This is a genomic window from Neorhizobium lilium, assembly GCF_004053875.1.
GTDB lineage: Bacteria > Pseudomonadota > Alphaproteobacteria > Rhizobiales > Rhizobiaceae > Neorhizobium > Neorhizobium lilii.
This window is the reverse complement of the sequence record NZ_SBIP01000005.1, coordinates 71,233-94,702: the sequence shown is the minus strand read 5'-3', so window position 1 is coordinate 94,702 and position 23,470 is coordinate 71,233. Positions and strand designations below refer to the sequence as shown.

Here is a 23,470-nt window from a genome sequence, read left to right as displayed (position 1 = left end):
CCCGATTATTGGAGGCGTCTCCCGATCGCCAGTCCTTATCCTCCCGCCAGGCGCGCAGCCTGATGCAGTTATAAATACGACTATTGGATAATCCGGAGCCTTGTCAAGAACTGAGCGCAACCAACTAGGCTTCAGCCCAGCCGACGCCAATTAAGTTGCTGACAGGGTTTTCAATCGGTTAGCTTTACTCCGGCGCTATCGGTCGGATGCAAATTTTGATGACATCAAAAATTACTGCTTGCAAAAGTAATATTATATGCGAAATCTCCCTCGTCCTTTTGCTTCATCATCTCTGGGAGGATTAAAGATGAAACGAGCACTCGTGGCAGCGACTATCGCTGCCCTCACCGCATGCTTGGCGTCAAGCGTTTCCGCAAAGACACTCACCGTTGGCTTCTCGCAGATCGGATCTGAATCCGGCTGGCGCGCTGCCGAAACGACGGTGACCAAGCAGCAAGCCGAAAAGCGCGGCATCACCCTGAAGTTTGCTGACGCTCAGCAGAAGCAGGAAAACCAGATCAAGGCGATCCGGGGCTTCATCGCCCAGGGCGTCGATGCCATTCTGGTTGCTCCGGTGGTTGCCACCGGCTGGGATGCCGTCCTCAAGGAAGCCAAGGAAGAGAAGATCCCCGTGATCCTTCTCGACCGCGAAATCGATGCGCCCAAGGATCTCTACCTGACGGCCGTGACCTCGGACACGGTTTATGAAGGCAAGGTTGCCGGCGAATGGCTTGCCAAGGACGTCGGTTCCAAGGATTGCAAGGTCGTCGAGCTTCAGGGCACGACCGGTTCCTCGCCTGCGATCAACCGCAAGAAGGGCTTCGAGCAGGGCATAGCCGGTCACACCAACATCAAGATCGTCCGTTCGCAGACCGGTGACTTCACCCGCACCAAGGGCAAGGAAGTCATGGAAAGCTTCATCAAGGCGGAAGGCGGCGGCAAGGACATCTGTGCCGTTTACGCCCACAACGACGACATGGCTGTCGGCGCGATCCAGGCCATCAAGGAAGCCGGCCTGAAGCCGGGAACCGACATCAAGGTCGTCTCGGTCGATTCCATTCCGGACATCTTCCAGGCCATGGCCAAGGGCGAAGCCAATGCAACGGTCGAGCTGACCCCGAACATGGCTGGTCCCGCCTTCGACGCGCTTGAGGCCTACCTCAAGGACAAGAAGGAACCGCCGAAGTGGATCCAGACGGAATCAAAGCTCTACACGCAGGCTGACGATCCGCAAAAGGTCTACGAAGCCAAGAAGGGCCTCGGTTACTGATTTCCCGCCGCCCGGTCTTCGCTCTCTGATCAAGATCGGCCGTCAACTGCAACCGGAGCGCTTTTGTCGCTCCGGTTTTTCAACAGATGCGGGACGTATAGCATGGCAGAATCCTATCCACTTCTGGAAGCCCGGGGGATCGGCAAGGCCTTCCTCGGCATCGCGGCACTCGATGGTGTAGATTTCACGCTGGGACGCGGCGAAATCCATGCCCTGCTGGGCGAAAACGGCGCCGGCAAATCCACTCTCATCAAGATCCTGACCGGCGTCTACAGCCGGGATCGCGGAACCCTGCAGCTGGACGGTGCGGAAGTGACCCCCGCCAGTGTGGCGGACGCGCAGAAGCTTGGCATCGGAACGGTTTATCAGGAGGTCAATCTCCTCGAAAACCTGACGGTGGCCGAAAACCTCTATCTCGGCCGACAGCCCACCCGCTTCGGCATGATCGACCGCCGCGAGATGCGCCGCCGCTCCAAGGCGCTGCTCACGCGTTATGGCCTCGATATCGACGTCGATGCGCTTCTGTCATCCTATTCCGTCGCGATACGCCAGATCATCGCCATTGCCCGCGCCGTGGATCTCTCCGGCAAGGTTCTCGTTCTTGACGAGCCGACGGCAAGCCTTGATTCGCATGAGGTCGAAACGCTTTTCACCGTTCTGCGCCGGCTGCGGGAGGACGGGCTCGGGATCGTTATCATCACCCACTTCCTGAACCAGGTCTATGCAGTGGCAGACCGCGTCACTGTCTTAAGGAATGGCCGCCTTGTCGGTACGCGCGATCTGGCGAACCTGCCGAGGCTGGAACTCATTTCGATGATGCTCGGACGCGAACTCCAGCACATGACCCGCGAGCGTCAGCCTGGGGACGAAACGATTACCACCACGGGCGAGGCGCCCATCCGCTTCGAAGGTTATGGAAAGCGCGGCAGCGTTGCCCCATTCGACCTCGCTGTGCGTCCCGGCGAAGTGGTCGGCATTGCCGGCCTGCTCGGCTCCGGCCGCAGCGAAACTGCCTTCCTCATGTTCGGCATAGATCGCGCCGATAGCGGAACGGCCACCATAGACGGCAAGCCCGCCAGCCTTTCTTCGCCGGAGAGTGCGATCGGTCATGGCTTCGGCTTCTGCCCGGAAGAGCGCAAAACGGACGGCATCATCGGCGACTTCTCGGTGGCGGACAATATCGCGCTGGCGCTTCAGGCTAGCCGCGGCTGGGCCAAGCCCATCTCTTCGCGCGAAAAGCAGGCGCTGGCGGAGAGCTTCATCAAGTCGCTCGACATCCGCCCGGCTAGCACGGAAAAGCCCATCAAGCTCCTGTCGGGTGGCAATCAGCAGAAGGCGATTCTCGCCCGCTGGCTTGCGACGGAGCCGAGGCTTCTCATTCTCGACGAACCCACGCGTGGCATCGACATCGGTGCCCATGCCGAAATCCTCAAGATGATCGAAAGGCTTTGCGCCGAAGGCATGTCGCTCGTCGTCATCTCGTCCGAACTGGATGAACTGACAGCCGTCGCACACCGCGTCATCGTTCTGTCGGACCGGCGCCACGTGGCGGAACTCGTCGGAAAGCAAGTCACCACAGACAATATTCTGCAGGCCATTGCCTCGCGTACGGAGGCTGCATGATGCACGCGATTACCCGCCGGCTGAAGCGGCTCGCGCCGCAGATCGTTGCGCTCGCTATCATCCTCGCCTTGATCACCTCGGTCGCTCCCGGCTTCCTGACGATCTCAATGCAGAACGGCCGGATTTACGGAAGCCTGATCGACATCCTGGTGCGCGCAGCACCTGTGGCTCTGCTGACCATCGGCATGACGCTCGTGATCGCCACACGCGGCATCGATCTGTCGATCGGCGCGGTCATCGCGATCTGCGGGGCGGTTGCCGCGACGCTGATCACCAATGATTACCCGCTGCCGGTGGTCGTCCTCGTTTCGCTGGCGATCGGCCTCCTCTGCGGCCTGTGGAACGGCATGCTCGTGGCCTTCCTGGACATTCAGCCGATCATCGCCACCCTGATCCTGATGGTGGCCGGCCGCGGCATCGCGCAGTTGATCACCGAAGGCGCGATCCTGACCTTCAACAATGATGATTTCGCCATGCTCGGGTCCGGCTCGATCGGCGGAATTCCGGTTCCGATCTTCCTATGGGTCGGCGCAGGCCTGCTCGTTGCGGCAGTGGTTCGCCGCTCCGCCCTCGGCTTCCTGATCGAGGCGACCGGCATCAACCGGCGTGCGGCAACACTTGCCGGCGTGCGGGCCCGCTTCCTGCTGTTCTTCGTCTATGCAGTCTCAGGCATCTGCGCGGCCGTTGCCGGGCTGATCGTCACTGCCGATATACGCGGCGCCGATGCCAACAATGCCGGTCTCTGGCTTGAGCTCGATGCGATCCTGGCCGTGGTGATCGGCGGAACATCGCTGAATGGCGGACGCTTCTCCATTGCAGCCTCCCTGATCGGCGCCCTGATCATCCAGTCGATCAATACCGGCATTCTCGTCTCCGGCTTCCCGCCCGAGTTCAACCTCATCATCAAGGCAGTCATCATCATCATCGTGCTGACCTTGCAGTCCCCGGCCGTCATGACACTGATTGGATTCCTGAAGACGCAGAAGCGACAGCCGGATGCCGTGCCCGGCAAGACGGAAGGAGCGGCCCGATGATCCACACCCGCAATCTGCCGTTCATCACCACGCTCGGCATCTTCATTCTCGCCTATATCCTCTGCGTCACACAGTACCCCAACATGCTGTCGACCCGCGTGATCGGCAATCTCCTGACCGATAATGCCTTCCTGGGCATAGCGGCTGTCGGCATGACCTTCGTCATCCTTTCCGGCGGCATCGACCTGTCGATCGGCTCCGTCATCGCCTTCACCAGCGTCTTTGTGGCCGTCATGGTCGGCTCGCTGGGCGTCCATCCGCTGGTGGCCTTCGCGGCCGTACTCGCCATCTCGACGATCTTCGGAAGCGCCATGGGTGCGATGATCCGTTATCTCGGCATCCCGCCATTCGTGGTCACTCTTGCCGGCATGTTCCTCGCCCGCGGCGCCGCCTATCTGATCTCCACGGAGTCCGTGCCGATCTCGCACCCGGTCATAGACGCTATCCAAGGCTTCTACTTCCGGGTGCCGGGCGGCGGACGCCTGACGGCGCTTGCCATGCTCATGCTGATCGTCTTCCTGCTCGGCGCTTTCGTCGCGGCGCGCACACGCTTCGGCGCCAATATCTACGCTATCGGCGGAAACCAGCAATCGGCCGAACTGATGGGTGTTCCGGTTGGTCCGACGACGGTCGGCATCTATGCGCTATCCGGCTTCCTGTCAGGATTGGCGGGTATCGCCTACACGCTTTACACCTCCTCCGGCTATTCGCTGGCGACGGTCGGCGTGGAACTGGACGCAATCGCGGCGGTGGTGATTGGCGGCACACTGCTGACGGGCGGTGTCGGCCTGGTCGCCGGCACGTTCATCGGCATCATGATCCAGGGCCTGATCCAGACCTATATCGTCTTCGACGGCACGCTTTCGTCGTGGTGGACGAAAATCGTCATCGGTATCCTCCTCTTCGTCTTCATCGTATTGCAGCGCGGTATCATCTGGTATTCCGACCGGCGACTGGCCGAGAGCCGGCTCAAGGAGGTTTGATGGGGCTGTTGGAGACGACGATCAGTGGGCGCAAGCGCCGCAGCAACCACGCTCATGTGGTTGCTGAACTTGGTCGTGGCATCGTTTCCGGCAGCATTCCCGAAGGCTCACTCCTGCCCGGCGACACGGAAATGTCCGCCCGGTTCGGCGTATCCCGGACCGTCTTGAGGGAAGCGATGAAGACGCTGGCCGCCAAACGGCTGGTGGAGGCAAAGGCGAAGGTCGGCACCCGTGTGCTGGATCGATCGACCTGGAATTTCTTCGATTCCGACGTATTGGGCTGGCGCTTTGAGGCCGGCCTCGATTCCGAGTTCATCGAACATCTGGCCGAAATGCGGCTAGCCTTGGAGCCGGCAGCAGCAGCAGCAGCAGCGGTTCGCGCCACGAGCGACGACATCGTGGCGCTGTATGCCATCGCCGCCAAGTTCGACGACCTGTCCCATTCCCCCGGCTCGATCGCGCAGGTGGATCTGGAATTCCATGTAGCGATCGCCCGTATGTCGGGAAACCCGTTCATGCGTTCGGCGAGCGCGCTGATCGAGGCGGCACTTGCAATCTCGTTCCAGCTATCATCACCCGCTGCCTCGCCGGAGACTATTGACGAGGTCGCCAGCAATCACCTGCGCATTGCCCATGCCATCGCGTCACGCGATCCGGTCAAGGCCGAGACAGCCATGCGGCACGTTATCGACGTGGGCAGGGATCGTATCGTCAACTCGATTGCCCATGCCGAGCAGCAGATAAGTCAACTGATCCAGTCCTGATCGAGCAAACCGGCTTCAACGTAGGCGGGCATCAGATGATCCCGCCGCCACCGCTGACGGAAGCCGGGCGCTCCATCATCACCTTCTGGCGGTAGCCGCTGGCCCGATAGGTGGCCACCGGATCGATGGCGCCGCCCGAACGACGACGAGCCTCGCTAAGGATCGGCTCGACATCGGTGCGATAGGCGCGCTTCAAGGTTTCGGACGCCATCAGCGCATCGTTTTCATCCTGATACCCATCGAGCGCCGCACGATCCACGAGAAGCGCCTGCGCATAGGCCCGCCGTATTTCGTTGGCGCTGGAGATCAGGCTCTCGATCGGGTCCGTCACGTTGTGTGATTGGTCGATCATATGGGCCGGATGAAAACCTTCCACGCCGCGATGCTCCGCATCGACCAGTTCGTTGAACACGAGGAACAGCCGGTATGGATCGATAGCGCCGGCGTCGAGATCGTCGTCGCCATATTTGGAGTCGTTGAAGTGGAAGCCGCCGAGCTTGCCGAACTGGATGAGCCGCGCAACGATCATCTCTATATTCGTGTTGGGCGCATGGTGACCAAGATCGACGAGGCAGAAGGCCTTCGGGCCGAGCGTGTCGGCAATCAGATAGTTCGTGCCCCAATCCTGAACGACGGTGGAATAGAAGGCCGGCTCGTACATCTTGTGTTCCGAGAACAGCCGCCAGTCGTCCGGCAGCGCCTCGTAGATTTCGGCCATCGACCCAAGATAACGCTCGAAAGCCCGGGTGAAATGGCTCTGGCCCGGAAAATTGGACCCGTCGCCAATCCACACCGTCAGAGCCTTGGACCCGATCGCCTTGCCGATCTCGATACATTCCAGATTGTGCTCGATGGCTTGGGCGCGCGTCGCAGCGTCCGTGTGGCTAAGCGAGCCGAACTTGTAGGAATGTGCCTGACCGAGAGCGTCCGAAAATGTGTTGGAGTTCATCGCGTCGAAACCGAGGCCCAACGCATCGCCCCTGGCTCTCAATTCCTTCGGATCGGTCTTGTCCCACGGAATATGAAGCGAAACCGTCGGCGTTGCCTGCGTCAGTTGATGGATGACGGCGCAGTCGTCCAGCTTGTCGAAAATCCCGCGCGGCTCCCCGCCACCCGGAAAACGGGCAAAGCGCGTGCCGCCGCTGCCCACGCCCCAGGAAGGCACTGCGACGAAGAACTCCGCCACCTGGCTTGTGATGGCCTCGATATCCACTCCGCGCCGGGAAAGGGTCTCGCCAAGCGCCTGGTAATCGGATGTGAGCGCTTCCGCGCGCTTTTCGTTTTCGGCGGCAATCACATCGTCGGCAATTTTCAGATCTGTCATTGGTTCCTCCCAGGCTTCGTCGCGGTCTCGACGGCCGCCATCTCACTCCGTCATTCCTGTGCTTGTCACAGGAATCCAGCCACCGCACGTCCGTGCGGTGAGTGATCCTCATGCCGTTCCAGGACTTCTCCCGCGCCCAAGGACTTGGGCGCACTGGATCCCTGTGACAAGCACAGGGATGACGCCGGAGGAGCCTCATAACGACAGATCACTCCTCAGAAAGTCCGTTACCGCGTAAAGCTCTGTGCGTTACCGGCGTCGACATTGATGATGTTGCCGGTCGATTTGGCGGAAGCGTCCGACGCCAGAAAGTAGATGGCCTCGGCGATATCTTCCGGAAGCACATTGAGCTTCAGCAGTGAACGCTTGCGGTAATGCTCTTCAAGCTCCGTCACCTCGATCTTCGAGGATGCCGCGCGCTGCTCCCGCCACTCGCCATTCCAGATCTTGGAACCGCGTAGCACCGCATCCGGATTGACCGTGTTGACGCGGATGCCGGCCTCGGCTCCTTCAAGCGCCAGGCAGCGCGCAAGATGGATCTCTGCCGCCTTTGCCGTGCAGTAGGCCGAAGCATTGGGAGACGAGGCAAGTCCGTTCTTCGACGCGACGAAAACCACGTTGCCGCCAAGCCTCTGGCGGCGGAACAGCCGGAAAGCCTCGCGGGACACGAGAAAATAGCCGGTGGCGAGGATGTCGATACTCTTGTTCCACATGTCCAGGGTCGTCTCTTCGACGGGCGCTGCCGAAGCAATGCCGGCATTGGAAACGAGAATGTCGATGCCGCCGAATTCCAGGCAGGCTTGCGTGAAGGCCGCGGTCACGCCATCCTCGCTGGTCACGTCCAGCAGCACACCGCGCACCACTTCCTTGCCGAAACTCTTCTCGAACCCAGCCTTGGTTTCCTCCAGCGCGCCGCCGTCTATATCGGCTAGGACCACGCAGGCACCCTCGCCCATCAGCCGGGCGGCCGTGGCACGCCCGATACCACCGGCTCCGCCGGTGACGAGCGCAACCCGGCCGGCAAGGCTTTTCGGCTTCGGCATGCGCTGCAGCTTGGCTTCCTCGAGCAGCCAGTATTCGATATCGAAGGCTTCCTGCTCCAGCAGGCCCTGATAGTCGGAGACGGTCGAGGCGCCGCGCATCACGTTGATGGCGTTCACATAGAACTCGCCGGCAATTCGAGCTGTCGCCTTGTCGCGCGCAAAGGAAAACATCCCGACTCCAGGCACTAGGAAGATCACCGGGTTCGGGTCCCGCATGGCTGGCGAATTGTCGTGGCGGCAAGCCTCGTAATAACGGCTGTAGTCGACCCGGTAATCGTCCAGCGCCTGGTCGAGTGCGCCGATCACGGCGTCCACATCCGGTTTGGCGGGGTCGAAATCGAGGATGAGCGGCCGGATCTTGGTGCGCAGGAAATGGTCCGGGCAGCTTGTGCCGAGTGCGCCGAGCGGCTTCAACTCGGCCGAATTGACGAATTCCAGCACCGCGTCCTGATCGTCGAAATGGCCGAGCTTGCGCTCATCGCGGCCAATTCTCCCGCGGATCTCCGGCATCAGCTTTGCAGCAATCGCCCGCCGCTCGGCCTGTGGAAGGCTCTGGGCGACGGCGCCGCCGAAAATGGTCTTGCCCTCGGTCTCGCGGGCGAACCACTCGATCGCCTTGTTGATGATGGCAAGCGTCAATGCGTAGCAGGCCTTCGCATCGTTATCCCAGGTGAAGAGACCGTGGCTTTCGAGAACGACGCCCTTCGCATTGGGATTGGCTTTCACAAAGGCTTCCAGATCGAGCCCTAGTTGAAAGCCCGGACGACGCCAGGGCAGCCAGCCGATCTCCTCGCCAAAGATCTGCTTTGTCAGCTCCCTGGAATTCCTGGAGGCAGCAATGGCGATGATTGCGTCCGGGTGCATGTGGTCCACATGCGTATAGGGCACGAAACCGTGCAGCGGCGTGTCGATGGAGGCAGCCCGCGGGTTGAGGTTGAAGGTGCAATGGGGAAGGAAACCCACCATCCGGTCTTCGTCCTCCACACCCTTGTAGAGGTTTTTCAGTGCTTCCAGCTTGTCGAGATAGAGCGTCGCGAACCCGTCCAGCTTGATGGTTCCCACATCGCCACCCGATCCCTTGACCCATAGGACGCGAACCTTGTCGCCCGTCAGCGGATCGGTTTCCAGCACTTTCGCGGACGTATTGCCGCCGCCGTAATTGGTGATGCGCTTGTCTGCGCCTAACAGATTGGACCGGTAAAGCAGCTTGCCCGGCTCATCCAGCGTTGCGGCATAGGCGTCGTTCCAACGGTTTTCGAGAAGGCGGGTTTGGCCCGACATCGTAGTCCTCCCAAGCTGTTTCGGCTCACGGCGGCGCGCAACCGCCATCTCCCATGTCGCGGATATCACGCAGGAATTCGACCTATGTCAATCATAAACGATCATAAATGTTCATGTTGCATCGCAGCAATATCGTTTTTGATCGTTTATGATTGACAGCTATTGAAATCTGATAATGATGGAGACAGGAGGAAGCCATGCACGAGCGTGAACGTCACCGCATCATCTTGAGCGCGATCCAGGAGAAGGCCGTCATCACGGTCCAGGACGTTGCCGAGCTGACCGAGGCCTCGGAGGCCACCATCCGCCGTGACATCGCGTCCCTTCATGTGCAGGGAAAGCTTCGCCGCGTGCGCGGTGGCGCGGAAGCAGTTCACCCGCCGACGCTCGGCAACCTGGCGGCGCGCCCATTCAGGGTTTCGGAAAACGTCAACATCGACAAGAAGCGGGCCATTGCGCGCAGGGCCGTGGAGCTTTGCGAGGAAGGCGACTCGATCATCATCAACGGCGGCACAACGACGTTCCAGATGGTGCATTTCATGTCCGCCCGCCGCCTGCAGGTCATGACCAATTCCTTTGCCATTGCCGAACATCTGGTGAAGCACTCGAAAAGCACCGTGAGCGTGCCGGGCGGCGCCATCTATCGGGAACAGAGCCTGATCCTGTCGCCCTTCGACAATGACGCGATCCGCAATTTCTACGCCCGCCGCATGTTCATCGGGGCGCAAGGCGTCGGGCCGCTGGGCGTCATGGAAGCGGATGCCCTGGTGATCCAGAGCGAACAGAAGCTGATGAGCCAGGCGGAAGAGCTGATCGTGATGGCGGACTCTTCGAAGTTCAGCCGCCGGTCGAGCCTCATACTCTGCTCGCTGGAACGGGTGACGACCATCATTACCGATACCGGTATCGATGATGCGGCAGCCAAGATGATCGAGAACGCAGGCGTGAAACTGCTCGTCGCCAATGCGGCGGCTGGAGACGCAGGCAAGGAGGAAATCACGTCGGTCGCCTGAGGAGCGAGCGGCGGGAGGAGAATGAACGTTTCAACGGGAGGATTGAAGATGAAGCTTGCAAGGAAACTGATGATTGGCGTGGCCCTGGCCGTCGTCGCCATGACGAATGCCGCAAATGCCAAAGACATGAAGATAGCCCTTGTGGTGAAATCGCTCGGCAACGGCTTTTTCGAAGCGGCCAACAAGGGCGCCCAGGAAGCCGCAAAGGATCTCGGCGGCGTCCAGATCATCTATACCGGACCGACCACGACCACTGCCGAAGGCCAGATCGAGGTGATCAACTCGCTGATCGCGCAAGGCGTGGATGCGATCGCCATCTCCGCCAACGATCCGGACGCCGTCGTGCCGGCCCTGAAGAAGGCCGCCCAACGCGGCATCAAGGTCATTTCCTGGGACAGTGCCGTCGCCAAGGAAGGCCGCATCATGCACCTCAATCCGTCGTCTAACGAGCTGATCGGCAAGATGTGCCTGACGCTCGCCAAGGACCATCTGGAAGGCGGCAAGGGCGACTTCGCCATCCTCTCGGCAACCACGACCTCGACGAACCAGAACACCTGGATCGCCGAGATGAAGAAGCAGCTCAAGGACTTCCCCGGCCTCAACCTGGTGACGACGGTCTATGGCGACGACCTTGCGGACAAGTCCTACCGCGAAGCGCAAGGGCTGCTGACCTCGCAGCCCAACGTCAAGGTCATCGTCGCCCCGACGACGGTCGGCGTGCTGGCCGCCTCGCAGGCCGTCAAGGATGCCGGCAAGATCGGTCAGGTCTATGTGACGGGCCTTGGCCTGCCGTCTGAAATGGCAGGCGCCATCAAGTCCGGCGCGACCAAGGAATTCGCCATCTGGAACCCGATCGACCTCGGCTACACAGCCACCCAGATCGCCTACCACATCGCCAAGGGCGATGCGGACGGCAAGCCAGGCTCCGGGATCAAGGCCGGCCGTATGGGCTTGATCAAGATCGGCGAGAATGGTGAGGCTGCCATGGCCGACCCCTTCGTCTACGACGCCAAGAACATCGATCAGTTCTCCAAGATCTTCTGATCACTCGCATTTCATTTGATGGCAAGTGGGTGAGGCCCCCTCATCCGCCTGCCGGCACCTTCTCCCCGCTGGGGAGAAGACCATATGCCGCAACGCTGCAGGTATCTCCTCTCCCCTGGGGGAGAGGGTGGCCGAGCGTCAGCGGAGGCCGGGTGAGGGGGTCGCAGCCTCAAAGCTACCGCCTCATCCACATCCATAAATAGACGGACCTCAAAAACTCGTCGGAAAATGTCCTGATGAACGGCGCTATGCAGACCCACAACCGCCCCCCTCACCCGGCACCACTGGAAGACCCCGCGCCTATCCTGGAAATGCGCGGCATCAGCCAGATCTTTCCGGGCGTCAAGGCCCTGGATACGGTGGATATCAAGCTTTTTCCTGGTGAGGTCACTGCCTTAATCGGCGAGAACGGCGCCGGCAAATCGACGCTGGTCAAGATCCTGACCGGGATCTACCGGCCGAACGAGGGTGAGATCCTGATCGATGGCCAGGCCGTTTCGTTCGCCAATGCCCAGGCCGCGATCGATGCCGGTGTCACCGCCATCCACCAGGAGACCGTGCTGTTCGACGATCTGACGGTCGGCGAGAACATCTTCCTCGGCCATGCCCCGCGCACCCGTTTCGGCATGATCGACTGGCGCGAGATCAACAACCGCTCCCTCGGCCTGCTGCAGGCGCTGGAAAGCGAGATCGACCCGACGATCCGGTTGCGGGATCTGTCGATCGCCCAGCGCCATCTGGTGGCGATCGCCCGTGCTCTTTCGGTTGAAGCGCGGATCGTCATCATGGACGAGCCGACGGCCGCCTTATCCCGCAAGGAGATCGACGACCTTTTCCGCATCATCGAAGGGCTGAAGCGCCAAGGCAAGGCAATCCTGTTCATCAGCCACAAGTTCGATGAGGTCTACGAGATCGCCGAAAACTTCGTGGTCTTCCGTGATGGCCGTGCCGTAGGCCACGGCAAGCTTCCGGAAACACCGCAGCAGGACATCGTTCGGCTGATGGTCGGACGCGACGTGAAGGACGTATTTCCCAAAGTAAAGGTGGAGATCGGTGCGCCGGTGCTGCGGGTGGAAGGTTTCACCCATCCGACCGAATTCCGGGACATTTTCTTCGAGCTGCGCCGCGGCGAAATTCTCGGCGTGTATGGCCTGATCGGTGCGGGCCGCTCCGAACTCTGCCAGGCGCTGTTCGGCGTGACCCGCGCTTCGGCAGGACGGCTCGTGCTGGAAGATACGCCCATCAGCATCGGCTCCTCGGGCGATGCCATCCGCGCCGGCATCGTCTATGTGCCGGAGGAGCGCGGCCGCCACGGACTGGCGCTGCCCATGCCGATCTTCCAGAACATGTCGCTGCCTTCGCTGTCGCGCACCTCACGGGGCGGCTTCCTGAAGGCCGCCAATGAACTTGCGCTCGCCCGCAAATACGCGGAGCGGCTGGATCTTCGTGCGGCGGCCCTGTCGGTTCCGGTGGGAACGCTGTCCGGCGGCAACCAGCAGAAAGTGGTGATCGGCAAATGGCTGGCCACAAAGCCCAAGGTCATCATCCTGGACGAGCCGACCAAGGGTATCGACATCGGCTCCAAGGCCGCCGTCCATGGGTTCATCGGCGAACTTGCCTCGGAGGGCCTGTCCATCATCATGGTGTCCTCGGAACTTCCTGAAATCCTCGGCATGTCGGACAGGGTCATGGTGATGCGCGAAGGTCTTGCCGCCGGCATGTTCGATCGCGAGCAATTGAGTGCGGAAACGCTTGTGCGTGCCGCCACCGGCAATGCGTGAGGCGGGCCCATGAAGAAATTGTTCAAGCATCGTGAAATCCTGCTGGTCGTAATCATCGCCATCATGATTGCCGGCTTTGCCACCCGGGCTCAAGGGTTCGCCGCGCCTGGCAACCTCGCCAACATCTTCAACGACACCTCGATCCTGATCATCCTGGCGCTCGGCCAGATGACGGTCATCCTGACGAAGTCGATCGATCTTTCGGTTGCCGCCAACTTGGCCTTCACGGGCATGGCCGTCGCCATGACCGACGCTGCCTATCCCGGCCTGCCGCTTGTGCTCCTCGTGGTGATGGCGATCGGCATCGGCGCCTTCCTCGGCGCAATCAACGGCTACCTCGTCTGGGCACTGCAGATCCCATCGATCGTCGTGACGCTCGGAACGCTTACCATTTACCGCGGCATGGCCTTCGTGCTGTCCGGCGGTGCCTGGGTCAATGCTCACCAGATGACGCCGACCTTCCTCAACATTCCGCGCATGCCGCTGCTCGGACTGCCGATGCTGTCCTGGATCGCCGTCGCCATCGTCATCGGCGGCTGGTTCGTGATGAACCGCCTGCCCTTTGGTCGCGCGACCTATGCTTCCGGCGGCAATCCGACGGCAGCCGTCTATGCAGGTATCGATGTCGGGCGCACCCTCTTCTTCGCCTTCGTGCTCTCCGGGGCACTTGCCGGGCTTTGCGGCTACCTCTGGGTGTCCCGCTATGCCGTCGCCTATGTGGATGTGGCCATCGGCTTCGAGCTCGATACCGTTGCCGCCTGCGTGATCGGCGGCATTTCGATCGCAGGCGGCATCGGCTCGGTCGCCGGTGCGGTTCTCGGCGCGCTCTTCCTTGGTGTCATCAAGAACGCGCTGCCGGTGATCGGGATTTCGCCTTTCGCCCAGATGGCCATTTCCGGCATCGTCATCATTCTGGCCGTCGTCTTCAACGCCCGCGCCGAGCGCAGGGTCGGGCGCATCATCCTGCGGAACCGCGCAGCTGTAGAGGTGCAGGCATGAGCGACGTTACAAATACCAAGCGCGTCATTCCCGACCGGCTGGGAACCAAGGCCTCCCGCATTCTGGCAAGCTGGGAAGTCCTGCTGTTCGCGGTCGCGGTCGCGATCTTCGTCTTCAATGCACTGGCTTCTCCCTATTTCCTCGACGTCTGGAACCTGTCGGACGCGACCTTCAACTTCACCGAAAAGGCAATGATCGCCTTTGCCATGGCGCTGCTGGTGATCGCTGGAGAAATCGACCTCTCGGTCGCGGCCATCATTGCGCTTGCCTCGACCGCCATGGGAGGCGCAGCGCAGATGGGCATTGGCACGGCGGGGCTGGTGGCGATCGGCCTTGGCGTCGGGCTTGCCTGCGGCGCGGTGAATGGCCTGCTCGTCTCCGGACTGAAGCTTCCCTCGATCGTCGTGACGATCGGCACGATGAGCCTGTTTCGCGGCATTTCCTACATCGTGCTTGGAGACCAGGCTTATGGCAAGTACCCGGAAAGCTTCGCCTTCTTCGGCCAGGGCTATGTCGTCTGGGCCTTCTCCTTCGAGTTCGTGCTGTTCGCAGCGCTTGCCATCGTCTTTGCCATCCTTCTCCATGCCACCAATTTCGGCCGCCAGATCTTCGTGATCGGCAATAACGAGTTTGCGGCACGCTTTTCCGGTATTCCGGTCGAGCGGGTGAAGTTCATCCTGTTCCTGCTGACCGGCCTTATGTCCGGCGTCGCGGCCGTCTGCCTCACCTCGCGCCTCGGCTCCACGAGGCCTTCGATCGCGCAAGGCTGGGAGCTGGAAGTGGTCACCATGGTCGTACTCGGCGGCATCTCCATCCTCGGCGGGGCCGGCACGATCGGCGGCGTGGTGATTGCGGCTTTCGTCATGGGTCTCGTCACATTCGGCCTTGGCCTTCTCAACGTGCCGGGCATCGTCATGTCCATCTTCGTCGGCCTGCTGCTGATCATCACCATCGCTGTGCCGATCATTGGCCGCCGTATCAGGGAGATGCGTTGATGACGACCGAAAAGCACGCCTTCAGGATGAAGCTCCATCCGGGCATGGAAGCTGAATACCGCATGCGACATGACGAGATATGGCCGGAGCTGGTCGACCTCCTGCGCGAGGCCGGCGTCAGCGACTATTCGATTTACCTCGATCCCGAAACCAACATCCTCTTCGGCATCCTCACGCGACCGACCGACCACGGCATGGCCAGCCTGCCGGAGCATCCCGTCATAAAGAAGTGGTGGGTGCATATGGCCGACATCATGGAAACCAACCCTGACGACTCGCCCGTCCAGAGCGACCTCGTCACGCTCTTCCACCTGCCCTGACCTCGATTACCCAAGTTCCAACGTCGTGATGCCGAAGACCTTGTCCATGCGCACTGCGGGCTGAGGCCCGCGATACATCCGGGCCGTCGTGAAGCCCCGCGAAAAGCCGAGCTCCTGCAGGCAGGTTGCAAAATCCCGCTGTGTCTCCGGCACATCGATCTGCAGCGGCCCGTCCTTCGCGTGCGACGCACAGGCCTGAAGCAGGCGTTCGGCATCGGTTGCACAATCGGCAAACAGCGGTCCGATCTTCCAGCCGTCATGACATTGCCGGCAAACGGCGTACCCTTCGATCCTACCGTCTCGCACAAGCAGCTTGCCGATGCGCGGCGGCGATAACCATTGTTTGAGAAACGCGTCCCGCTCTGCCGGAAACATTGCAGCGTCATAAGTAACGACCTCAGAATGCCTGTCCATGGGAAGGTCTGTCACATCGACCGGATCGAAGCCGTCGAGAAACCCGCTCCAGCGATGCGTCGCGTAGGCAGGTTCGAAACCCATGCTGCGATAATTGGCCTGCTGCTCCGGCACGCCATCCAGACCGATCGTCCGGCCTGCCAGATGCTGCATGCCCGCTTCCCATACCCTCCGGCCATAGCCCTTGCCGCGCAAGTTCGGATGCGCGATGTAGAGTCCGATGAACCCGAAGCCGGCATCGTAGCGGACGGCGGATATCCCTGCCGCCATACCGCCATCGACAAAACAGCCGATAAAGCCTTCCGGATCGGCGGCATGAAACGCGCTTGCATCCTGAAGCCCCGGGTTCCAGCCTTCAACACGGGCCCAGTCTAGCAGCATTTCCACCTCCGGCAGCGTCAACGCACGGATTAGGTCATCGCCACTCATGCGCGCGCCAGATTTTCCGGGGCAAAGCCCTCCAGCAGCCCTCGATAGGGTTTGGTAACGGGCGATGCGTAGGCGCCGTTCTTGGCGGTGGAAAGCCCCATGGCAAAAAGCCCCTCGGCCTGCTTCACGGCAGCCGCGACGCCGTCCACCACGGGCACGCCGAATTCCGCCCGCAATTCCGCAGTTAGATCTGCCATGCCGGCGCAGCCGAGCACGATCGCCTCCGCACGGTCTTGCCTCAGCGCCTTCTCGATCTCCCGGCGGAGACGTTCGCGCGCATTCGAGGCAGGATCTTCCAGCGACAGAACCGGAATATCCGCAGCACGCACTTTGCATCGGGCTCCCATGCCGTAGCGGTGAACGAGATGTTCCAGCGGCAGCCGTGACCGCTCCATCGTGGTGACGATCGTGAAGCGCTGGGCAATGAAGGCAGCGGCGGACACTGCCGCCTCGCAAATGCCGATCACGGGGATGTCGGCCAGCGCCCGTGCCGCATCCAGCCCCGTATCGTCGAAACAGGCGATGATGGCGGCATCCGCACCTGCTTTCTCGCCCTTGGCAATTTCGACAAGCAGACCAGGAACGGCGAAGGCTTCGTCATAATAGCCTTCGATCGACACCGGCCCCATGGAAGACGTAACGGGGATGATCTCGGTCTGATGACCGGCGACGCGGCACGCAGCATCGGCAATGGTCGAGGTCATGCTGGCGGTCGTATTGGGATTGACGACGAGAATGCGCATGGGTTCAAGCCTGCAGGCGGCGGCGGTTGAGCCGAACGATCAGGGCGAGTGTGCCTGCGATGACCAGGAAGGAAAACACCGTGGTCACCGTGCCCAGCGCATAAAGCACCGGCGTCGTGACATTGGTGGTCATGCCATAGATTTCGAGCGGCAAGGTATTGTAGGTGCCGGAGGTCATCAGCGTGCGGGCGAATTCGTCATAGGACAGCGTGAAGCCGAACAGGCCGACACCGATGAGGCTCGGCGCGATCATCGGCAGCACGACATGGCGAAACGTCTGCCACGACGACGCACCGAGATCGCGCGCGGCTTCCTCGTAAGCGGGAGAGAAGCGGTTGAAGACCGCAAACATGATCAGCACGCCGAATGGTAGCGTCCAGGTAAGGTGCGCACCGAAGGCCGAACTATACCAGGCCGGCTGCAAGCCGATCTGCTGGAAAAGCACGCCGATGCCGAGCGAGACGATGATCGAGGGGACGACCAGGCTCGCGACCGCCAGATAGAACAGCGCCGTGGAGCCGATGAAGCGACGGCGGAAGGCAAGGCCGGCAAGCAGTGAAGCAACGACAGTGACGACCATCACCATCAGGCCGAGCACGGCCGAGCGCCGGAACGAGCCGCCGAAATCGCCCACTGCCTGGGTCTCGAATAGGTTGGCGAACCAGTGCAGAGACACCCCGTTGAGCGGGAAGGTCAGCCCGCCATTCGGTCCCTGGAAAGAAAGGATCAGGATCGCCGACAGCGGCCCATACAGGAACAGGACGAAGACGGCGAAGAATATCGCCAGGATATAGAATTCGCGGGACCGCTTGTCGGAAAACATCGGCTCAAAGCTCCTTTCGGATATCGACGATGCGCAGAATGCCCGCGACCATCAGAAGGACGAGAACGAGCAGAACCATCGCATTGGCCGCTGCCGCCGGGTATTGCAGCAGTGACATCTGGTTCTTCATCATCAACGCAACAGAGGCGCTCTGCCCGCCGGACATCACCTGAACGGTCGAGAAGTCCGCCATCACCAGCGTCACCACGAAAATCGTGCCGATCGCCATGCCAGGTTTGGCAAGTGGGATGATCACATTGGTGAGCGTCTGCCAGCTTGATGCGCCGGCATCGCGGGCCGCTTCCACTAGGCTCTTGTCGATGCGCATCAGTGTGTTGAAGATCGGCGTCACCATGAACAGCGTGTAGAGATGCACCATGGCGAGAACTACGGCGAAATCAGAATAGAGCAGCCACTCGACAGGCTCCGATACGACATGCGTATTGATGAGCATGGAGTTGACCAGCCCGTTTCGCCCCAGCACCGGAATCCAGGAAATCATGCGGATAATGTTGGAGGTCAGGAACGGCACCGTGCAGATGAGAAACAGCACCATCTGCATTGCGGTCGTGCGGATGTGGAAGGCAAGGAAATAGGCGACCCAGAAGCCGATGGCCAAGGTGAGCAGCCAGACCAGGAGCGCAAACTTCAGCGTGTTGAAATAGATCTTCCATGTCACCCAGGAGCCAAGGGTCTCCGTGTAGTTCATGGTCAGAAAATCGGGATACATCTGGGCGAAGTCATAGTCCCAGAAGCTGACGACAAGGATCATCAGGATCGGCACGAGCAGGAAGCCGCCGAGGATCAGCGTCAGCGGCGTCGCCTGCAGATAGGAGATCGCAGCCGGCGAAAGTCGGAAGCCATTGCTACGGACGCGTTCGGGCTGCTCTGTTTCCGTTTCTACGATGGTCGCCATTCACATCTCCATCTGATCTGGCGGAAGGGTTGCATCCTCTCCACCCTCATCCCTGTGCTCGTCACAGGGATCCAGCAGCGTCGCGTCTGCGACGCGAAAGAGTCTTACCAGCCCAAGGACTTGGGCTGGCTGGATTCCTGTGACGAGCACAGGAATGAGGGGGTAATTCAGTACCTCCGCCTTCCCCTAGCCTGAGCGAGGAAAAGTCCCACCTATTACGCTGCGATGAACTCGTTCCAGCGGCGAACCATGTAGCGGTCCTCGTCCATCACCGAGTTCCAGCAGGCGACCTTGCCCATGCGGTCCTCGAAAGCACCGCCATCGCGCACCGCACCGGCCTTTTCCATGACCTTGCCTTCGGGCGACAGGACATCGCCCTGCGCCGCCTTGCCTTCAATCCAGTAACCCCACTCGTCCGCCGTCATGAAGTTCTTGGCTGTGTCCATGCACGCCGAGTAGTAGCCCTGACGATTGAGATAGGCGCCGACCCAGCCGGAGGTGTACCAGTTGATGTACTCATAGGCCGCATCGAGCTGCGCGCCCTTGAGGTGGGACGCGAGGCCGAGACCGCCGCCCCAGGCGCGATAGCCTTCCTTCAGCGGCTGGTATTTGCAGGCCACGCCCTTGGAGCGAACGGCTGCCACGGCCGGCGACCACATGGACTGGATGATCACTTCGCCCGATGCCATGAGGTTCACGCTTTCATCGAAGGACTTCCAGAAGGCGCGGAACTGGCCGGCCTGCTTGGCCTTGATAAGGAAGTCGATCGTCTTGTCGATCTCCGCCTTGGTCATGTTGCCCTTGTCGGCATACTTGATCTGGCCCATGGCCTCCATGATCATCGCCGCATCCATGATGCCGATCGACGGGATGTTGAGGATGGAGGTCTTGCCCTTGAACTTCGGGTCCATGATATCGGCCCAGGACGTGATGTCGCGCCCGACGAGATCCGGCCGGATGCCAAGCGTATCGGCATTGTAGATGGTCGGCATCATGGTGAACCACTGGGTCTCGCCCTTGGCGAAGGTCTTCGTGCCGGGCTTTTCGACAAAGCCGACCGTGTGCGGCGCGGTGCCCTGGGCGATGACGCTATCGGGCTTCAGCTTGCCCGTCTTGAACAGCGGCACGACCTGATCGTAATGCTTGAGCTTCTTCACATCCATCGGCTGGATAACGCCGGCCGGATAGACCTTCTTGAGGATCCAGTATTCGATATCGGCGATGTCGTAGGAATTGGGCTGGGTCACGGCGCGCTGGGCGGCGGCATCTGAATCGGTCGCCGTCATCTCCAGCGTGATGCCGAGGTCCTTCTTGCACTGCTCGGCAACGGCGTTGATGTTGGAAACGCCGGTGCCGAACTGCCGAAGCGTGATCGGCGTCTGCGCCCAGATGGTTGGAAACCCAGTGATCACGCCGGAACCTGCGGCAAGGCCAGCCGCGGTGGATGCGGTCTTCAGGAACGTGCGGCGGGATACGCCCTTCTTGGTCTTCTGGTTGTCGGTCATTGCCTGTTCTCCTCTATTGGATTTTTTTTGATGTGTGATTTCAGTGCTTGAGACGTCCGAGGACGACGGCATCCTCGATATCCCAGCAAAGGGGGATCGCTTCTCCGACTTTCACCGGAGTGACGAAAAACTGCTTGTCGGTCAGGATAGCGGTGAAGTCCTCGATCCCGGCGCCGATGACGCTGAGCTTCACCGACGATCCGCGATATTCCACATTGGTGACCGAGCCGGTGAAGCCCAACCCCTTCTCCGAAGGTTGACCGATGCGGACATGGTCGGTGCGCACGGCAATGTCGGCCGTTTCGGCAAGGCCGGCCGCGCCCTTGTCCATCGCCAGGAAGTCTGCGCCGGCCGGCACGGAGATCATCAGCTTTCCCTCGCTGCTCTGGGTGACCCGGCCGGAGATGACGTTATGGTCTCCCATGAAGCGCGCGACGAAGGCCGTTGCGGGTTGCTCGAAAACGATGCGCGGATGCGCCGCCTGCTCGATCCGCCCGTCGTTCATCACCACGATCAGGTCGGCCAGCGCCATGGCCTCTTCCTGGCTATGGGTGACGTGTACGAAGGTGATTCCGAGCGACGTCTGAAGCTTCTTCAGTTCTGCCCGCATGCGCACCTTGAGGAAAGGATCGAGCGCCGATAGCGGCTCGTCGAGCAGCAGGGCGTCCGGATCCGTGATCAGCGCCCGGGCAAGCGCCACGCGCTGCTGCTGGCCACCGGACAGCTGTGCCGGACGCCGCGTCGCATAAGCTTCGAGCTGCATCAGCCTCAGCATGTCCATGGCCTTGGCGCGCCGCTCGTCCTTCTCCACGCCCTTCATTTTGAGGCTGAAAGCGACATTGTCCACGAGGTCGAGATGCGGAAACAGCGCATAGGATTGGAACATCATCGCCGTTCCGCGCTTGGCCGGAGGGAAATCCGTGACGACCACATTGCCGAGACGCACATCACCCGACGAGATCGACTCGTGCCCGGCGATCATTCGCAGCGTCGATGTCTTGCCGCAGCCGGACGGCCCGAGAAGACAGCAATAGGTGCCGGCCGGGATCTTCAGGCTGATGGCATGCACGGCGGTCGTTGCGCCATACACTTTGGAAACTGAAACAATATCGATTTCGGCAGCTTTGCTCATGCGGCGCCCCCTTGCGTCTCTAATGTGGAAGCATTCGCCGTGCCACTCTGCTTAAGCCGTTGGCGCATATAGTGAAACAGCTCCACTCTTGAGCGGGCAACTGGCTGGATGCGCAAAATTCATGCGATCGCGTTCTACCCACGTCTAAATCGTATGCAATCTGACATGGGGATCGAAAACATCTGGCTTGGCAGCTGGGTCCGCGCCGGGCTACAAGAAGTCCACAGGGTGACATCATGAACATCAGCGAGAAAATCATTCTACCGGAAGCGGCGCCTGAGGACCGGTCGGGTGCAATCCGGGAGGCGATCCGCAATGCGATCATCGACCGCCGGCTGGCGCCCGGCACAAAGCTTTCCGAAGCGGAGGTCGGCGCCTTGTTCGACGTCAGCCGGACAGTGGCGCGGGCGGCGTTGCAAATGCTGGCATTCGAGGGATTGGTAAAGACAGAGCGCAATCGCGGAGCTTTCGTATCCCATCCTTCACCGGACGAGGCACGGCAGGTTTTCGCGTCGCGCCGGTTGATCGAGCCAGGCGTAGTAGCCGAAGCGCTGGACCGCATGACGCCCGCTGAGATCGAAGGTTTTCGCCGCCAGCTCGACGAGGAAGCTCGCCATATGAGCGAGCGCGGCCCTGCGGCGCGACGCGCGGAAATTAAGGCATCGGGCGATTTCCACCTTATGCTTGCCTCGGTCTCAGGCAATGCGATCCTGCAGAAGTTCATGGAGGAGCTTGTCGCCCGGTCCTCGCTCGTCATCGCCCTCTATGGTCGCTCCGGCATCTCCAGCTGCGGGCATTCGGAACATTCGGCCATTCTAGACGCGCTGGAAAACAAGGACGGCGAGCGCGCCGCGGCGCTGATGATCCACCACATCGATCACATCGAAGCGGATCTGGATCTGCAGCTCAAGCAAGGCTCAGGATTGAAAGACGCTCTGTCGCTGCCTTGACTTTGTCGCTTCATGAGACTGATGTTTCAAAAATCCACCTCCTTGGTTGCAGCGCAAAACTGCGTTGACTCTCTCCCGAAAGCTCTGTCTATTTGTATAGTCAATTGCGTGGCGACCAACGACCACGCAAGCAACGGGAACAGCCGGCAGGCGGACCAAACCGGATCATGCGGAGAAATCAACAATGCTCAAGAGACATTTCCTAAAAGCGGCAGTCAGTGCAGCTCTTTTCATCGGCACCGCCCTCTCGGCTCACGCGGCGGATGATGCGCTTGCTCGCATCAAGGCGGCAGGCGTGATGAAGGTCGGCACCGAAACGGCTTTCGCTCCTTTCGACTTCATCGATGCCGGCGAACATGCCGGCCTCAACGTCGACTTCTTCGCCGAACTCGGCAAGGACCTCGGCGTCAAGATCGAGTGGGTAGCACTTCCTTGGGACGGCGTCCTTCCGGGCCTCGAAGCCGGCAAGTTCGATTTCGTCGCCGGGCCTGCGACCATTACCAAGGCGCGCCTCGAGCGCTACAGGATGACCTCGCCAGTTGCCGAAGCGACCGTCGCCATTCTCAAGAAGGCCGGCGACAAGACGATCACCAAGCCGGAAGACATTGCCGGCAAGGCCGTCGGCGTCGGCAAGGCCACCGCCCAGCTTGCACAGCTGCAGGAATATTCGGCCACGCTTCCGAAGAAGGTTGAAGTGCGCGAATACGTCTCCTTCAACGATGCCTATGCCGATCTGGCTGCGGGCCGCGTCGTAGCCGTCGCCAACTCGCTGCCGAACATCGCTTTCGTTGCTCAGCAGCGCAAGGGCGCCTTCGAGGTGGTTACGCCAGCCTTCGGCAAGAAGACCTATTTCGGCTTCATCGGCAAGAAGGACGATGACAGCAAGAGCTTGGTCGATTTGGTCAATGAAGAAACGATCAAGATGAAGAAGGACGGCCGTCTGGCCAAGATGCAGGAAAAGTGGTTCGGCACCAAGTTCGACACGCCGGACGCGGTCACCGATCCCGCTTTCTGATCAAGCCTGCTGGAAGGAAGGGATGTGCCGCCTGGCGCATCCCTTTGTCAGTTTAGTCTTTAGCCGGCA

Annotated in this window: 21 protein-coding genes; 13 read left to right on the top strand and 8 right to left on the bottom strand. The window is 60.8% G+C overall.

Annotated features, from left to right (window positions below; translation table 11 throughout):
* Positions 1 to 307: 307 nt before the first annotated feature.
* From ytfQ to EPK99_RS21340, 5 genes are all read left to right on the top strand, one after another.
* Entirely contained in the window at positions 308 to 1,270 is a 963-nt protein-coding gene (gene ytfQ / locus EPK99_RS21360) for a galactofuranose ABC transporter, galactofuranose-binding protein YtfQ (protein ID WP_128445123.1), read from the top strand.
* A gap of 102 nt (positions 1,271 to 1,372) precedes the next feature.
* Positions 1,373 to 2,893, top strand: coding sequence for a sugar ABC transporter ATP-binding protein (locus EPK99_RS21355; RefSeq protein WP_128445122.1), 1,521 nt, complete (start codon positions 1,373 to 1,375; stop codon positions 2,891 to 2,893).
* Complete coding sequence (locus EPK99_RS21350) at positions 2,893 to 3,927, top strand: ABC transporter permease (protein WP_205909122.1); 1,035 nt, start codon at positions 2,893 to 2,895, stop codon at positions 3,925 to 3,927. Before EPK99_RS21355 ends, EPK99_RS21350 begins: the two co-directional genes overlap by 1 nt.
* Positions 3,924 to 4,910, top strand: a complete 987-nt coding sequence (yjfF, locus tag EPK99_RS21345; protein ID WP_128445120.1) for a galactofuranose ABC transporter, permease protein YjfF — start codon at positions 3,924 to 3,926, stop codon at positions 4,908 to 4,910. The genes EPK99_RS21350 and yjfF overlap by 4 nt, the downstream gene beginning before the upstream one ends.
* Positions 4,910 to 5,674, top strand: a complete 765-nt coding sequence (locus EPK99_RS21340) for a FadR/GntR family transcriptional regulator (RefSeq protein ID WP_128445119.1) — start codon at positions 4,910 to 4,912, stop codon at positions 5,672 to 5,674. Before yjfF ends, EPK99_RS21340 begins: the two co-directional genes overlap by 1 nt.
* 31 nt (positions 5,675 to 5,705) lie before the next feature.
* On the opposite strand, the gene rhaI is transcribed toward EPK99_RS21340, so the two are convergent.
* Positions 5,706 to 6,998 carry an L-rhamnose catabolism isomerase gene (gene rhaI, locus EPK99_RS21335; protein ID WP_128445118.1) on the bottom strand — a complete coding sequence of 431 codons (1,293 nt, stop codon included), beginning with the start codon at positions 6,996 to 6,998 and terminating at the stop codon, positions 5,706 to 5,708.
* A 227-nt stretch (positions 6,999 to 7,225) separates the two neighbouring features.
* The gene (locus tag EPK99_RS21330; RefSeq protein ID WP_128445117.1) at positions 7,226 to 9,322 is read right to left on the bottom strand and encodes a bifunctional rhamnulose-1-phosphate aldolase/short-chain dehydrogenase; all 2,097 of its coding nucleotides are present in this window, start codon (positions 9,320 to 9,322) and stop codon (positions 7,226 to 7,228) included.
* Between the two features lie 197 nt (positions 9,323 to 9,519).
* Here EPK99_RS21330 and EPK99_RS21325 point away from each other — a divergent pair, with 197 nt between their 5' ends.
* The 6 genes from EPK99_RS21325 (at position 9,520) to rhaM (ending at position 15,474) form a co-directional block, all read left to right on the top strand.
* Positions 9,520 to 10,335, top strand: coding sequence for a DeoR/GlpR family DNA-binding transcription regulator (locus EPK99_RS21325; protein WP_128445116.1), 816 nt, complete (start codon positions 9,520 to 9,522; stop codon positions 10,333 to 10,335).
* A 48-nt stretch (positions 10,336 to 10,383) separates the two neighbouring features.
* The gene (rhaS, locus tag EPK99_RS21320; protein WP_128445300.1) at positions 10,384 to 11,379 is read left to right on the top strand and encodes a rhamnose ABC transporter substrate-binding protein; all 996 of its coding nucleotides are present in this window, start codon (positions 10,384 to 10,386) and stop codon (positions 11,377 to 11,379) included.
* A 248-nt stretch (positions 11,380 to 11,627) separates the two neighbouring features.
* Positions 11,628 to 13,160 carry a sugar ABC transporter ATP-binding protein gene (locus EPK99_RS21315; RefSeq protein WP_128445299.1) on the top strand — a complete coding sequence of 511 codons (1,533 nt, stop codon included), beginning with the start codon at positions 11,628 to 11,630 and terminating at the stop codon, positions 13,158 to 13,160.
* A 9-nt stretch (positions 13,161 to 13,169) separates the two neighbouring features.
* A complete protein-coding gene (locus EPK99_RS21310; protein ID WP_128445115.1) occupies positions 13,170 to 14,159 on the top strand; it encodes an ABC transporter permease in 990 nt (329 codons plus the stop codon).
* A complete protein-coding gene (locus tag EPK99_RS21305; RefSeq protein ID WP_128445114.1) occupies positions 14,156 to 15,154 on the top strand; it encodes an ABC transporter permease in 999 nt (332 codons plus the stop codon). Before EPK99_RS21310 ends, EPK99_RS21305 begins: the two co-directional genes overlap by 4 nt.
* Complete coding sequence (rhaM, locus tag EPK99_RS21300; protein ID WP_128445113.1) at positions 15,154 to 15,474, top strand: L-rhamnose mutarotase; 321 nt, start codon at positions 15,154 to 15,156, stop codon at positions 15,472 to 15,474. Before EPK99_RS21305 ends, rhaM begins: the two co-directional genes overlap by 1 nt.
* Positions 15,475 to 15,480: 6 nt before the next feature.
* Here the strand turns inward: rhaM and EPK99_RS21295 are convergent, their stop codons facing one another.
* The 6 genes from EPK99_RS21295 to EPK99_RS21265 form a co-directional block, all read right to left on the bottom strand.
* On the bottom strand, positions 15,481 to 16,317 hold the full coding sequence (locus tag EPK99_RS21295) for a GNAT family N-acetyltransferase (protein ID WP_128445112.1): 837 nt from the start codon (positions 16,315 to 16,317) through the stop codon (positions 15,481 to 15,483).
* Complete coding sequence (locus EPK99_RS21290; protein ID WP_128445111.1) at positions 16,314 to 17,060, bottom strand: aspartate/glutamate racemase family protein; 747 nt, start codon at positions 17,058 to 17,060, stop codon at positions 16,314 to 16,316. Before EPK99_RS21290 ends, EPK99_RS21295 begins: the two co-directional genes overlap by 4 nt.
* A 4-nt stretch (positions 17,061 to 17,064) precedes the next feature.
* Positions 17,065 to 17,883 carry an ABC transporter permease gene (locus EPK99_RS21285; RefSeq protein WP_128445110.1) on the bottom strand — a complete coding sequence of 273 codons (819 nt, stop codon included), beginning with the start codon at positions 17,881 to 17,883 and terminating at the stop codon, positions 17,065 to 17,067.
* Positions 17,884 to 17,887: 4 nt separating this feature from the next.
* A complete protein-coding gene (locus EPK99_RS21280; RefSeq protein WP_128445109.1) occupies positions 17,888 to 18,799 on the bottom strand; it encodes an ABC transporter permease in 912 nt (303 codons plus the stop codon).
* A 215-nt stretch (positions 18,800 to 19,014) separates the two neighbouring features.
* Positions 19,015 to 20,304, bottom strand: a complete 1,290-nt coding sequence (locus EPK99_RS21270) for an ABC transporter substrate-binding protein (RefSeq protein WP_128445108.1) — start codon at positions 20,302 to 20,304, stop codon at positions 19,015 to 19,017.
* Positions 20,305 to 20,344: 40 nt separating this feature from the next.
* A complete protein-coding gene (locus tag EPK99_RS21265) occupies positions 20,345 to 21,436 on the bottom strand; it encodes an ABC transporter ATP-binding protein (RefSeq protein ID WP_128445107.1) in 1,092 nt (363 codons plus the stop codon).
* Between the two features lie 236 nt (positions 21,437 to 21,672).
* Here EPK99_RS21265 and EPK99_RS21260 point away from each other — a divergent pair, with 236 nt between their 5' ends.
* On the top strand, positions 21,673 to 22,386 hold the full coding sequence (locus EPK99_RS21260; RefSeq protein ID WP_128445106.1) for a GntR family transcriptional regulator: 714 nt from the start codon (positions 21,673 to 21,675) through the stop codon (positions 22,384 to 22,386).
* A 184-nt stretch (positions 22,387 to 22,570) separates the two neighbouring features.
* On the top strand, positions 22,571 to 23,401 hold the full coding sequence (locus EPK99_RS21255; protein ID WP_128445105.1) for a transporter substrate-binding domain-containing protein: 831 nt from the start codon (positions 22,571 to 22,573) through the stop codon (positions 23,399 to 23,401).
* Positions 23,402 to 23,470 lie beyond the last annotated feature (69 nt).